Origin of the sequence: Pararhizobium sp. (assembly GCF_035497515.1) — a bacterium.
Taxonomy (GTDB): Bacteria; Pseudomonadota; Alphaproteobacteria; order Rhizobiales; family Rhizobiaceae; genus Pararhizobium.
In genome coordinates, this window is sequence record NZ_DATJDJ010000185.1 from 1 (window position 1) to 13,842 (window position 13,842).

Below are 13,842 nucleotides of genomic sequence, written 5' to 3' on the forward strand. Positions count from 1 at the left end.
TGCCATTCGCCCACAGGCTATGGTCTCGGCGCCACCTTCGGCACCTCCGCCGGCACCCAGAATTTCGACAGCGTCGAGGAGAGCGACGTGGTCGTCGTCATCGGCGCCAACCCGACCGATGGCCACCCGGTCTTTGCCTCGCGGCTGAAGAAGCGGTTGCGCAAGGGCGCCCGGCTGATCGTCATCGATCCGCGCCGCATCGACCTTGTCTCCTCGCCGCATGTCAAGGCCGCCCACCACCTGCCGCTCCTGCCCGGCACCAATGTCGCGCTTCTGACCGCGCTCGCCCATGTGATCGTTACCGAGGGTCTTTACAACGAAAGCTTCATCCGCGAGCGCTGCGATTGGTCGGAATTCGAGGATTGGGCCGCCTTCGTCGCCGAACAGCATCACAGCCCGGAAGCGATCGAAAAGCTCTGCGGCGTTCCCGCCGAGGAAATCCGCGGCGCCGCCCGCCTCTATGCCACCGGCGGCAACGGCGCGATCTACTACGGTCTTGGCGTAACCGAGCACAGCCAGGGCTCGACGGCCGTCATCGCGATCGCCAATCTCGCCATGGTCACCGGCAATATCGGCCGCCCCGGCGTCGGCGTGAACCCGCTGCGCGGCCAGAACAATGTCCAGGGCTCCTGCGACATGGGCTCCTTCCCGCATGAACTGCCGGGCTATCGCCATATCTCCGACGACGCCACCCGCGACATCTTCGAAAAACTGTGGGGCGTGACGATTTCCAACGAGCCTGGCCTGCGTATCAACAACATGCTGGATGCCGCGGTCGATGGCGGCTTCAAGGGGCTCTACATCCAGGGTGAGGATATCCTCCAGTCGGATCCGGACACCAAGCATGTCGCAGCGGGTCTTGCGGCCATGGAATGCGTCGTCGTCCAGGATCTGTTCCTGAACGAGACCGCCAACTACGCCCATGTCTTCCTGCCGGGCTCGACCTTCCTGGAGAAGGACGGCACCTTCACCAATGCCGAACGCCGCATCAACCGGGTGCGCCGGGTCATGACCCCGCGCAACGGCTATGCCGACTGGGAAGTGACTCAGAACCTCGCCAAGGCCATGGGACTGGACTGGAATTACACCCATCCGAGCCAGATCATGGACGAGATCGCCGCGACGACGCCGAGTTTCGCGCTGGTTTCCTATGATTATCTGGACAGAATGGGCTCGGTGCAGTGGCCGTGCAACGAAAAGGCCCCGCTCGGTTCGCCGATCATGCATATCGACGGCTTCGTGCGTGGCAGGGGCAAGTTCATCCGCACCGAATATGTGGCGACCGACGAGAAGATCGGCCCGCGCTTCCCGCTGCTCCTCACCACCGGCCGCATCCTCTCGCAATACAATGTCGGCGCCCAGACACGGCGCACCGACAATGTCGTCTGGCATGAGGAAGACCGGCTGGAAATCCACCCGAACGACGCCGAACTGCGTGGCGTGCGCGATGGCGACTGGGTGAGGCTGTCGAGCCGCGCCGGCGATACGACATTGCGGGCCCTGATCACCGATCGCGTCGCGCCCGGCGTCGTTTATACCACCTTCCACCACCCGACGACGCAGGCGAACGTCATCACCACCGATTTCTCCGACTGGGCAACCAACTGCCCGGAATACAAGGTGACCGCCGTGCAGATCTCGCCCTCGAACGGCCCGTCGCAATGGCAGATCGACTATGACGAACAGGCCCGTCAGTCCCGCCGCATCGCGCGAAAGATGGAGGCGGCGGAGTAGGAATTGGCATGATGCTTTCGCCGCAACCACCGCCCTCTGTCCCTTCGGGACATCTCCCCCTCAAGGGGGGAGATCGGCTGCGGCGTGCGCGGCTTACCCCTCCCCCTTGTGGGAATGGTCGGAGCGAAGCAGATGAGAGGGGCCGAAGGCCCGGTTCCCTCGCGTCAAAGCCTGCCATTGCATTCATAGCAAAGGACGAAGGCTCTCCCTCAAGCAAGGCGGCTTCGCCCCGCTCATCCGGCGCTGCACGCCACCTTCTCCCCGCACGGGAGAAGAGGGAGTTCGCGGTATGACCGAATTCAAACTCACCCAGACTGTCCCCGAGACCGCCCATCGCGGTGGCAGGCTGACGGCTGGCTCCCGCGTGGTCCCCGAGGAAACGCCGATCGCCCTCTCCTATGGCGGTTCCACCCATGCGGTAATGATGGCGACGCCGGGCGATTTCGAGGATTTCGCCGTCGGCTTCAGTCTGACCGAGGGCATCATCACCAGTCCGTCGCAGATCGAATCAATCGAGGCTATCGCTGATGAAAACGGCATCGACCTGCAGATCATGCTGAAGGACGCCCAGAACGATGCGCTGGTGTCGCGCCGCCGTCACATGGCCGGGCCGGTCGGCTGCGGCCTCTGCGGCATCGAATCGATCGAGCAGGCGGTGCGCAAGACACCGTCCGTTTTCGCCTCGCCGCTACGCCTGACCGAACAGCAGATCGTCGAGGCCGTGGCGCTTCTGAACGGCCAGCAGCCGCTGCATTTCGAAACGCGCGCCGTGCATGGCGCCGGCTTTTATGTGCCGGGCAAGGGCTTGATTGCCGTGCGTGAGGATGTCGGGCGTCACAATGCCCTCGACAAACTGGTAGGCGCGGCCGCTCGCGCCGGTCATCGCGGCGAGAGCGGTGCTGTGATCGTCACCAGCCGTGTTTCCGTCGAGATGGTGCAGAAGACCGCCATCATCGGCAGCCCGTTCATCATTGCCATTTCGGCGCCCACGGCCCTTGCCATCCGCACGGCGGACGAGGCCGGCATGACGCTGGTCGCGCTGGTGCGCGGTGCCGATTTCGAAATTTTCACCCACCCCAATCGCATTCAATCCGGAGCCGTCGCCGATGTCGCTTGATAACACCAATGGCAAACTCGTTCGGATGGCAAACCAGATCGCCACATTCTTCAAGTCTCAGCCGGAAGCCGAGCGCGTCGAAGGCGTCGCAACCCATATCAACAAGTTCTGGGAACCGCGCATGCGCAAGGCTTTCTTCGAACTGATCGAACAGGGCGATGCGGGCTTCGATCCCATCGTGATCTCCGCCGCCGCCATCATCAAGCGCCCCGCCCCGAGCCCGCAGGGTGCCGGCGCCGCACATTGACGTGCTCCTGCAATATCATTGAACCGACGCACAGTCCGGGTTAAGCAGAACGACCGAAAAAGATGGGCCGGTTGGTAATCCGGTCCCTGCTCAAAGCAGCTTATGGCCTTCGGGTTTCCACGGGTCCGGTTTGATCGCGAGCGGTCAGCGGGTACGTGGTCCCATGCCGTGTTTCCTCGCTGGCCAACAAGGAATATCGACATGGCATCTGAAATGACCCCGACGCATATCATCGAAAGCCGCACGCTGGATCGAGCGACGGTCGAGGCGCTGGCGAAAAGCGGGATGCCGCACAAGCTCGTCGATTGCACACTCGAAGAGGCCCATCTCTCGCGCCTGGTGCTGGAAGGCTGGGTGTTCGAGGCGTGCAACGTCAAGCAGGCCACCTTCACCGGCGCGAAACTGGGCAACACGCTGTGGTCGGATTGCAAGGGTGGCCTTGCCGACTTTACCGGCGCCGATCTTTCCGAGAGCCGGATCGAGGGCTGTGATTTCAACAACAGCAGCTTCCGGGGCACCGTGCTGACCGGCGCGCAGATCGAGCGCTGCAAGCTGACCGGTGCCAATCTTTCGGAAGCAAAGACGCTCAACCTGACATTTGAGGAAACGCGGCTGGCCGATGCCCGGCTGCCCGGCCTTTCCCTTCGGAAAGCACGGCTGAACGGCCTTGATTTCCAACTGGCGGATCTGAGGAAATCCGATTTCCGCGACGCCATCTTTCAGGACTGCAGCCTGCGCGATGCCAACCTGGCCGAATGCCGGTTCGAGGGTGCCGACCTGCGCGGCGCGGATCTCGGCGGCATCCGCCTCTTGAACGCCAAGCAGTTCAAGGGCGCCACCATTTCACGCGATCAGGCAGGACAGTTGCTGGCCGAACTCGGATTGAAGGTTCGGTAGCGGTTACCGGACCAGTTCTATCCACGCGTCAGCTTGACGATCTCGGCAGCCAGGCTTTGCTGCGAATAAGGTTTGCCGAGCCGCGGCACTTCGATATCGACGCCCGGCGGCAGGTCCGCATATCCCGTTGCGAGCAAGATTGGGAAATCAGGGTTCAATGAGCGCGCCGCCTTCACCAGGTCGGCGCCGGTCATGCCGGGCATGGAATAGTCGGTGATCATCAGGTCGAACACCTGGCCATTGTTCAGGAGATCCAGTGCCTCCCTGCCGGAATGCACCTCCACCACCTCGTGACCGAGGTCCATCAGCATGTCGGCCGAACTCATGGCAATCAGCACATCGTCGTCGACCAGCAGTATCCGTTTCGGCCCGGCATCCTGGCCGCCGGCCGGTTCGGTTTCCGCCGGCTGCTCGACCACGAAATCCTCGGTCGCGACGGGTACCCAGAGCGCCGCCGTCGTGCCCGTCCCGACTGTGCTGGTGAGCTTCAAGGCGCCCTTGAGCTGCAGCGCAAGCCCGTGGATCATCGACAGCCCTAGCCCCGTCCCCTTTCCCAGTTCCTTCGTCGAAAAGAACGGCTCGATCGCCTTGCGCAGGGTTTGGGCGTCCATCCCATGTCCCTTGTCGATGACCGACAAGACCACATACCGCCCCCGTTCCAGATCGTCATCAGGAACGGACTGCATCATTTCCCTCAGCTCGATCCGTAGCGCGCCACCGTTCGGCATTGCATCGCGAGCGTTGACGGCGAGGTTGAGCAACGCCAGTTCGATCTGGTTCGAATCGGCAACCACCGGCGGAAGAGATGCCGGAATGGATGTCTCGACCATGATCTCGGGGCCGACCGACCGCTTGAGAAGATCTTCCATGTCGAAGACCAGCTTGGCCATATCGACGGCGCCCACATGCAAGTCCTGCCGCCGCGCAAAAGCCAGGAGACGCTGTGTCAGCGAAGCGCCACGCTTTGCACCCTGCAGCGCGCCATCGATCAGCCGAACGGACCTGGCGTCGCCGTCAAGGTGCTTGCGCAACAGCTCGAGATTGCCCAGCACCGCCATCAGCAGATTGTTGAAATCATGGGCGACACCACCGGTCAGTTGGCCAATCGCTTCCATCTTCTGCGCCTGCCGCAACTGCTCCTCGGCCCGTTCGCGCTGGGCCACCTCCGCCATAGCGGTCGCAAGCGCAGCTTCGAGCTCAGCCGTCCGCTCGGCAACACGGACCTCGAGAATTTCATTGAGTTGCCTTTGATTTTCCTCGGCGCGCATACGGGCAGTGATGTCGGCAGACACCCCGACCAGCTTGACCGCTCGGTTCTTCCAGTCGCGGTATAGCTGGGCCCGAATCTCGGCCCAATGGACCGATCCATCCTCCCAGAGGATGCGATATTCGATCGAATAGTCGGCGCCCGTCTCGATCGTGCTCTTCAGCGCAGCCTGCATCCGATCCACATCTTCCGGGTGAATGCGCGAGATCATATCCTCGTAAGTGAAGGCATCGTCCACGGCGCGGCCGAAGATGCCGCGACACATCGCCGAGGTCGTCAGGGCATAGGTTCCCAGATCGAGTTCCCAGGCGCCCAGTCGACCAGCCTCCAGCGCAGTCTGAAGCCGCCGCTCACCCGCGTCGAGAGCTTCTATGCGCAGACGTGCTTCATACTGACGCCGCCGTCCCCGAAGCGCGGTCTTGGCAACACTGGCAAAGGTCGTGGCATGGAAGGGCCGTTCCAGAAAACTGGCATTGCCGAGAACCTCGGAGAGGCGTGCAGCAGCGGGATTGCGTTCCGGCCCACCCCCGTGCTGCGTCAGGATCACGAATGGCAGATCCGACCAGCTCGGCTGGGCCGCAATCCAATCAGAGAGGGGGCGCAGATCGGCTGAACGCAGGGCTTCCTCGGTAACGACGGCAAAAGCGATGTTCTCTTCCAGCCCGGCAACGAACGCATCGAAATCATCGGTCAGCTTCGAACGTATGCCGACCGTTGCCAGCAATGAGGCGGCAATCTGCGCATCCCGCCCCGCCGGCGCATGAATCAGCGCTATGGCATCTCTGTCAGGAATTTTTGCGGTCCTCGTCCGAGAGTTTGAGCAGTGGCTGGCCCGGATTCATGAGGCTCGGCACGCCGCTAAGGACCCCTTGGAAGCCGGTCAACGGCTGTCCAAGCGTCAAGCCGATCTCGCCGATAGTGTATTCGCGGATCGTGTCCTCATGCTTGCCGGTACGCTTCTTGATGATCGATATGGCCCGCCTCACCTTGCCGAGCGCTTCGAAGTAGCGCAGCAGAATGACGGTATCGGCGAGATAGGTGACATCCACCGGTGATTTCATATCTCCGACAAGGCCATGCTGTGCAATCGTCAATATTGTATTGACCCCCTGCCGGTTCAGGTATTGCAAAAGTTCATGCATGTGGAGGATCAGCGAATTCTCCTCCGGCATTGCCGCCTGGTAGCCGTTGATGCTGTCGATTACCACGGTCTTGGCTTCGAACGATGCCACGCGGTCACGCACGCGATGAGCGAATTCTCCGGGCGAAAGCTCCGCTGCATCGAGTTGCTCGATATGGATCAGACCGCGATCACGCAGGTATTCGAGATCAATCCCCAGGAGCTTCATGCGGGCATACAGCAGCCCGAGTTCTTCGTCGAACACGAAGATCGCCGCTTTTTCCCCGCGCTCCACGGCGGCGCTGACGAACTGCAGCGCAAACAGGCTCTTTCCTGTTCCGGTCGGGCCAATCAGCAGCGTACTCGATCCGCGCTGGATACCACCACCCAGCAACGCATCGACCTCTTCGATGCCGCTGCTTAGCGTATCGCGCCCAAAATTCGTGTGGTGTTCCAGAGCACGCAGGCGCGGGAAAACCGCCACTCCGCCGGTCTTGATGACAAAGTCATGATAGCCGCCACGAAATGCCTGACCACGATACTTGACGACCCGCATGCGTCGACGCTCGGCCCCGTAATCAGGAGTCATCTGCTCGAGATGCATGACACCGTGCACGACACTGTGCACCGTTTTGTCGAGATTATCCGATGTCATGTCATCCAGCAGGACAACCGTTGCACCGGACTTGGCAAAGAAATGCTTGAGCGCCAGAATCTGGCGACGGTAACGAAGCGAACTCTGCGCCAGCAACCGAATTTCCGAAAGACTGTCAATCACAAGGCGGCTCGGCTTCAACCGCTCAAACGCCTCGAACATCAGTTTCGTGGTTTCGCCGAGTTCGAGATCGGACGAGTAAAGCAGGCTCTGTTGCTGGTCCGCATCGAGAAGACTTTCCGGCGGAACCAGCTCGAAGATCTCGATCTCATCTCCCAGGGTCATGCCGTGAGACGCAGCACTTTGCCGGAGTTCCTCTTCGGTCTCGGACAAAGTAATGTAGAGACACCGCTCGCCAAGGCTTGCGCCTTCGATCAGGAACTGCAGGGCAATGGTCGTCTTGCCGGTTCCTGGCGATCCCTCCAGCAGATAGACGTGACCGCGGGAAAGACCTCCCGAAAGCACATCATCCAGCCCTGCCACGCCTGTCATCGCTTTCGATTCATGCCCATTTGCCATACGCTCTCCTTTCATCGGAGAAAAACATAGGGCTGCCTCCAAAAACGGCAACGTCTTCATCCGATGCGCGAAAAAATTGCTTCGCGTTTCCTCTCCCGCTGATCACCGGCTGATACGCGTCGACAGGATGATTGAGGACAAGGTCTTCTCCACCCCGTCGATTTCGCCGATGCGATCGATCACCAGGTCGAGTTCGCTGATCGAGTTGGCCGCGACGATGGCGATGAGATCGAAGCTGCCGCTGACCGAATGCAGGGTGCGCACGTCCTCGATGTCATGCAACTCCTGCGTCACCCGGCCGAGCGCCTTGGCCGCAAGCGTGATCAGTACATGCGCCTTGACCAGCCCCTTCTCGAAATCATCCGACAGCCGCACGCCATAACCGGCAATCACCCCGTCGCGCTCGAGCCGCTCGATCTTTGCTTGGACGGTGGTGCGCGATAGGCCGAGCTTGCGCGCCAGGAGCGCGGTTGGCATGCGGGCATTCTCGCTGAGAACCGCCAGAAGCTGCCTGTCCTTGTCCGCTAACGTCATTATGTAGATCTCCAACGGCAGAATGCCGATATATCTACGGCATTTTTAACAGATCATCGCTTCGTATCAACAGCCAAACGCTGGACAATGCGCCACGTCCATTTATCGAGGGGAACCAAAATGAAAAACATCGTCGTCATCGGCGCCGGCAAGATCGGCTCGACCATTGCGCGGCTTCTCGCCCATTCCGGCGATTACCAGGTCACCCTCGCCGATCGCAGCGCCGAACAGCTGGCCCTGATCGAGAAGCACGACGCAATCTCGGTTCAGGAAGTCGATATTTCCGACAGCGTCGCCATGGTTGCCCTGCTCACCGGCAAGTTCGCCGTGCTCAGCGCTGCCCCTTATCACCTGACCATCGCCATCGCTGAAGCCGCCTCCAAGGCCGGCGTGCATTATCTCGACCTGACCGAAGACGTCGAATCCACCCGCCGCGTCAAGGCGATCGCCGAAACCGCCTCGACCGCCTTCATTCCGCAGTGCGGCCTGGCACCGGGCTTCATCTCGATCGTTGCCAACGATCTTGCCAGCCGCTTCGACACGCTCGACAGCGTGCGCATGCGCGTCGGCGCCCTGCCGCAGTACCCGTCGAATGCTCTCAACTACAATCTGACCTGGAGCACCGATGGCGTCATCAACGAATATATCGAACCCTGCGAGGCGATCGTCGAAGGCCAGCTGATCACGGTGCCGGCGCTGGAAGAACGCGAGGAATTCTCTCTCGACGGCGTCACCTACGAGGCCTTCAACACATCCGGCGGTCTTGGCACGCTGTGCGAAACCCTCAAGGGCAAGGTCCGCACGCTGAACTATCGCACCATCCGCTATCCCGGCCATGCCGCGATCATGAAGGCGCTGCTTAACGATCTCGGGCTGCGCCATCGCCGCGAAGTTTTGAAGGACATTTTCGAAAACTCGCTGCCCTCGACCATGCAGGACGTCGTCATCATCTTCGTCACGGTCTCCGGTCGCAAGGAAGGCCGCCTGGTGCAGGAAACCTACGCCAACAAGGTCTACAGCGCCGTCGTTGCCGGCCGCATGATGAGCGCCATCCAGATCACCACGGCTTCCAGCATCTGTGCCGTGCTCGACATGCTCGCCAAGGGCGAACTGCCGGCCAAGGGCTTCATCCGCCAGGAAGAAATCGGCCTCGACGCCTTCCTCAAGAGCCGCTTCGGCCACCACTACGAACAGAGAGCCTACGCGGACAAAATGGCAAGCTGATCGAGCACGCAGGTCCATGAAGCAACGCCCGGGATTGAAAAATCCCGGGCGTTTCTGTGTGTGGATAACCGCCAAGGGTCTGGCGGAAGCATGGCCGAAGCAACGATCTCCCTCTTCTCCCCAACGGGAAGAAGTGCCGAGCGCATGCGAGGCGATGAGGGGGCCGGCGTACCCGGAGCCTTAATGGGATAGCCTTAGCCCCCTCATCCGACCCTGCGGGCCATCTTCTCACCAAGGGGAGAAGAGGCCGCGAGAGGCGTCGGCCCGTCACATTTCACGTCCGCCCGAACTCATCATCCAGCCGGATAATATCGTCGTCCTCGAGATACGATCCCGTCTGGACCTCGATCAGCTCCAGCGGAATCTTGCCGGGATTGGTCAGGCGGTGCACGACGCCCTGGGGGATGTAGACGGACTCGTTTTCGTGCAGCAGCCTTGTCTCGCCGTCGATGGTGATTTCCGCGGTACCGCGCACGACGATCCAGTGTTCCGAACGATGGTGATGCTTCTGCAGCGAAATCTTGCGGCCGGGCGTCACATGAAGGCGTTTGACCTCGAACCGCTCGCCGCTCAGCACCGATGCCACCGCACCCCAGGGGCGATAGGACGTCGGATGGTTCTCCGTCAGGCCTCTGGTCTTGGCCGAAAGCGCCAGTTGCTTGACGATCTTGCCGACATCCTGGCTGTCTTCCAGCCGGCCGACATAGACGGCATCCTCGCTGGCAATGACGGCGATATCGTCCAGTCCCTGCACCGCGAGGTGGATATCGCGCGACAGGACCAGCGAGTTGCGCGTGTTGGAAACGGTGGCCTTCTGGCCGACAACATTGCCGTCCGCATCCTTGTCGCCGATCGCCCAGACCGAATCCCAGCTGCCAAGATCCGACCAGTTGAAGGACGACGGCACGACGGCGGCATGCGGCGTATTTTCGAAGATGGCATAATCGACCGAAATGTTCGGCGCCTGCGAGAAGGCAGCCTCATCCAGCCGATCGAAGTCGAGATCGCGCTCGGCGCCCTGGATGGCGCGCTGCGCCGCGTCGTAGACGGCAGGAGCATAACGCAGGATTTCCGCCAGGAATTGGCCGACCGGCAACATGAACATGCCGGAGTTCCAGAGATAGTTTCCGTTCGCCAGCAGCTCTTCGGCCCGCTCGCGATTCGGTTTTTCGACGAAGCGCGCAACGTTATGTGCCCCGGTCTCCAGCGCGTCGCCGGTCTCGATATAGCCGTAACCCGTCGCCGGTTCGGTCGGCTTGATGCCGAAGGTCACCAGCTTGCCGGCCTTGGCCGTGTCGCGTGCTATACGAATGCAATCGAAATAATGCTCGCCTGCGTCGATCTCGTGGTCGGAGGCAAGAACCTGCATGATCGCGTCATCGCCATGATCACGCAGCACGACGAATGCGGCGGCTGCAAGAGCCGGCGCCGTATTGCGGGCAATCGGCTCCAGCAGGATGCTCGACAGCGGCGCGTCCAGCGCGCGCGCCTGTTCTGCGACGATGAACCGAAACTCGGCATTGGTGACGATGACCGCCGGGGTGTACCAGTCACGATCGGAAACCCGCTCCAGCGTCTTCTGGAACAGCGAGTGATCGCCGAGGAACTGGAGAAACTGCTTGGGCGACGCCGAGCGCGACAGCGGCCAGAGCCGCGTACCCTTGCCACCCGCCATGATGACCGGCACGATCTTGGAAGACATGCGCATCCTCTATGCTTGTCGGGCAAAATCCGCCCAAAATACCAAAAACATCTGCAATAGACGTAAAATAGCGGAAAAGTATGTCGTGTAAATTTATTTCGCGGTTGCGAGATTTTTGACGATTCAAAGCGTTAACGGCGCTCCGACGCCGCTTGGCGTCTTTGCATCGCACGCTTCCCTCAGGGCGTCAGACAACAAAAAACCCCACCGAAGCGGGGTTTGATAGTGTCAGCAACTGCTTGTCGTTCAGGCGGCGACGACGATACCGTTCAGTTGCGTCAATTCTGCAAGGAACTGCTCCAGCCGGGTCTTATGCTCGTCGCCATGCGAGCCTTCGACCAGTTCCGCCTTGGTTGCCTCGATGCGCTTGTCGATAGCGGCACGATCCAGCTCACCGACCGGAACAGCGGACTCGGCCAGCAGCGTGCAACCGGTCGGCAAGATATCGGCGAAACCGCCGAACACCACATAGCGCGAAACTTTGCCGTCAGCAGCCTTCACCGTGACAACGCCCGGCTTGATCGTCGTCATCGTCGGCGCATGATTAGCCATGACGGTCATCTCGCCTTCCGTTGCCGGAATGACGACCTCGCTGACGCGCTCGGAAAGCAGCAGGCGTTCCGGAGAAACGAGTTCGAAATTGAAATCAGCCATGACAAATTTAGCGAATAGCGAATAGCGAACGGGTTGAGGAAACCTTCCGCCAATTTCAGCCTATTCCTATTCGCTACTCCCTATTCCCTATTCGCTTCGATTAAGCGGCTTCGGCAGCCAGGCGCTTGGCCTTCTCGACCGCTTCCTCGATGGAGCCGACCATGTAGAAGGCGGCTTCAGGAAGATGGTCGTATTCGCCGTTGACCAGGCCCTTGAAGCCCTTGATCGTGTCTTCGAGCGCAACCAACTTGCCCGGCGCACCAGTGAAGACTTCAGCGACGAAGAACGGCTGGGACAGGAAGCGCTCGATCTTGCGGGCGCGGGCAACCGCAACCTTGTCTTCTTCCGAAAGCTCGTCCATGCCGAGAATGGCGATGATGTCCTGGAGCGACTTGTAGCGCTGCAGGGTCGTCTGCACCTTGCGCGACACTTCGTAATGCTCTTCGCCGACAACCATCGGGTCGAGCATGCGCGAGGTCGAGTCGAGCGGGTCAACGGCCGGGTAGATACCCTTTTCGGCGATCGAGCGCGACAGAACCGTCGTTGCGTCCAGATGGGCGAACGAGGTTGCCGGTGCCGGGTCGGTCAAGTCGTCGGCCGGAACGTAGATGGCCTGAACCGAGGTGATCGAGCCCTTGGTCGTCGTGGTGATGCGCTCCTGCATCTGGCCCATGTCGGTGGCGAGCGTCGGCTGGTAGCCCACGGCCGAAGGAATACGGCCGAGAAGAGCCGACACTTCGGAGCCCGCCTGGGTGAAGCGGAAAATGTTGTCCACGAAGAACAGAACGTCCTGGCCTTCGTCACGGAACTGTTCAGCGATCGTCAGACCGGTCAGAGCGACGCGGGCGCGGGCGCCAGGCGGTTCGTTCATCTGGCCGTAAACGAGAGCAGCCTTCGAGCCTTCGCCACCGCCGTGCTTGTTCACGCCGGATTCGATCATTTCGTGGTAAAGGTCGTTGCCTTCGCGGGTGCGTTCACCCACGCCAGCGAAGACCGAGTAACCACCGTGCGCCTTGGCGACGTTGTTGATCAGTTCCATGATGAGAACGGTCTTGCCGACGCCGGCGCCGCCGAACAGGCCGATCTTGCCGCCCTTGGCGTAAGGAGCCAAGAGGTCGACGACCTTGATGCCGGTGACGAGGATCTGTGCTTCCGTCGATTGCTCGACATAGCTCGGCGCTTCCTGGTGGATGGCGCGCTTGCCCGAGGTGATCAGCGGACCAGCTTCGTCAACCGGCTCGCCGATGACGTTCATGATGCGGCCGAGCGTTTCCAGACCGACCGGAACGGTGATCGGAGCGCCCGTATCCGTGACCGGCTGACCGCGAACCAGACCTTCGGTCGAGTCCATGGCGATCGTGCGCACGGCGTTTTCGCCGAGATGCTGGGCGACTTCCAGAACGAGGCGATTGCCGTTGTTGTCGGTTTCCAGCGCGTTCAGGATCGAAGGCAGCTGACCTTCGTCGAAGGTCACGTCGACGACGGCGCCGATGACCTGCGTCACGCGGCCGACCGAGCCCGTTGCTGCAACGACTGCTGCAACCTTGGCTGCCGCCGGCTTGCGGACTGCCGGCTTCTTTACCGCTGCTGTATCTGTGGGGGTAGCTGCCTTAGCCATGATTCTTACCCTCTTTCCGTAACCTTAGAGCGCTTCCGCGCCCGAAATGATTTCAATGAGTTCCTTGGTGATCTGAGCCTGACGCTGACGGTTGTAGGACAGCGTCAGCTTGTTGATCATTTCACCGGCATTGCGCGTGGCGTTGTCCATCGCGCTCATCTTGGCACCCATTTCACCCGCGACGTTTTCGAGCAGAGCCCGGAAAACCTGCACCGAAATGTTGCGCGGGATGAGATCGCTGAGGATCTCGCCCGCATCTGGCTCGTATTCGTAAATCGCCGCAGCACCTGCCTCGGTCGATACCGTCTCTGCCGGAACGGCAGCGGGGATCAGTTGAAGCGCAGTCGGAACTTGGCTGATGACCGACTTGAACTCCGAGTAGAACAGCGTGCAGACATCGAACTCGCCCTTTTCGAACAGGCCGATGATCTTCTTGCCGATCTGGTCGGCATTTTCGAAGCCGATCTTCTTGACTTCACGCAGGTCGACACGATCGATGATCAGCGAGGCGAATTCGCGGCGCAGGATATCGAACCCCTTCTTGCCGACGCAGA

At 60.9% G+C, this 13,842-nt stretch carries 12 protein-coding genes; 5 read left to right on the forward strand and 7 right to left on the reverse strand.

Annotated elements, in window-relative coordinates; translation table 11 throughout:
- From fdhF to VL202_RS20060, 4 genes are all read left to right on the forward strand, one after another.
- A partial coding sequence (fdhF, locus tag VL202_RS20045; RefSeq protein WP_325465843.1) for a formate dehydrogenase subunit alpha occupies positions 1-1,734 on the forward strand: 1,734 nt, incomplete at its 5' end.
- A gap of 289 nt (positions 1,735-2,023) precedes the next feature.
- On the forward strand, positions 2,024-2,851 hold the full coding sequence (gene fdhD, locus VL202_RS20050; RefSeq protein ID WP_325465844.1) for a formate dehydrogenase accessory sulfurtransferase FdhD: 828 nt from the start codon (positions 2,024-2,026) through the stop codon (positions 2,849-2,851).
- Positions 2,841-3,098 carry a formate dehydrogenase subunit delta gene (locus VL202_RS20055; protein WP_325465845.1) on the forward strand — a complete coding sequence of 86 codons (258 nt, stop codon included), beginning with the start codon at positions 2,841-2,843 and terminating at the stop codon, positions 3,096-3,098. The genes fdhD and VL202_RS20055 overlap by 11 nt, the downstream gene beginning before the upstream one ends.
- 201 nt (positions 3,099-3,299) lie before the next feature.
- A complete protein-coding gene (locus tag VL202_RS20060; RefSeq protein ID WP_325465846.1) occupies positions 3,300-3,995 on the forward strand; it encodes a pentapeptide repeat-containing protein in 696 nt (231 codons plus the stop codon).
- Positions 3,996-4,012: 17 nt separating this feature from the next.
- On the opposite strand, the gene VL202_RS20065 is transcribed toward VL202_RS20060, so the two are convergent.
- The 3 genes from VL202_RS20065 to VL202_RS20075 all read right to left on the reverse strand — a co-directional run bounded on the left by VL202_RS20065 (position 4,013) and on the right by VL202_RS20075 (position 8,090).
- The gene (locus tag VL202_RS20065; protein WP_325465853.1) at positions 4,013-6,055 is read right to left on the reverse strand and encodes a PAS domain-containing protein; all 2,043 of its coding nucleotides are present in this window, start codon (positions 6,053-6,055) and stop codon (positions 4,013-4,015) included.
- Entirely contained in the window at positions 6,048-7,556 is a 1,509-nt protein-coding gene (locus VL202_RS20070) for an ATPase domain-containing protein (protein ID WP_325465854.1), read from the reverse strand. The genes VL202_RS20065 and VL202_RS20070 overlap by 8 nt, the downstream gene beginning before the upstream one ends.
- A gap of 102 nt (positions 7,557-7,658) precedes the next feature.
- Positions 7,659-8,090 carry an Lrp/AsnC family transcriptional regulator gene (locus VL202_RS20075; RefSeq protein ID WP_325465847.1) on the reverse strand — a complete coding sequence of 144 codons (432 nt, stop codon included), beginning with the start codon at positions 8,088-8,090 and terminating at the stop codon, positions 7,659-7,661.
- 120 nt (positions 8,091-8,210) lie between these two features.
- On the opposite strand from VL202_RS20075, the gene VL202_RS20080 reads away from it, so the two are divergent.
- Entirely contained in the window at positions 8,211-9,314 is a 1,104-nt protein-coding gene (locus VL202_RS20080; RefSeq protein ID WP_325465848.1) for a saccharopine dehydrogenase family protein, read from the forward strand.
- 274 nt (positions 9,315-9,588) lie between these two features.
- Here VL202_RS20080 and VL202_RS20085 read toward each other — a convergent pair whose 3' ends face one another.
- From VL202_RS20085 to VL202_RS20100, 4 genes are all read right to left on the reverse strand, one after another.
- On the reverse strand, positions 9,589-11,016 hold the full coding sequence (locus VL202_RS20085) for a mannose-1-phosphate guanylyltransferase/mannose-6-phosphate isomerase (RefSeq protein ID WP_325465849.1): 1,428 nt from the start codon (positions 11,014-11,016) through the stop codon (positions 9,589-9,591).
- 246 nt (positions 11,017-11,262) lie between these two features.
- The gene (locus VL202_RS20090; RefSeq protein ID WP_325465850.1) at positions 11,263-11,670 is read right to left on the reverse strand and encodes a F0F1 ATP synthase subunit epsilon; all 408 of its coding nucleotides are present in this window, start codon (positions 11,668-11,670) and stop codon (positions 11,263-11,265) included.
- Positions 11,671-11,770: 100 nt separating this feature from the next.
- A complete protein-coding gene (gene atpD / locus VL202_RS20095) occupies positions 11,771-13,288 on the reverse strand; it encodes a F0F1 ATP synthase subunit beta (protein ID WP_325465851.1) in 1,518 nt (505 codons plus the stop codon).
- A 24-nt stretch (positions 13,289-13,312) separates the two neighbouring features.
- On the reverse strand, positions 13,313-13,842 hold a 530-nt coding region (locus VL202_RS20100; RefSeq protein WP_325465852.1), incomplete at its 5' end, for a F0F1 ATP synthase subunit gamma.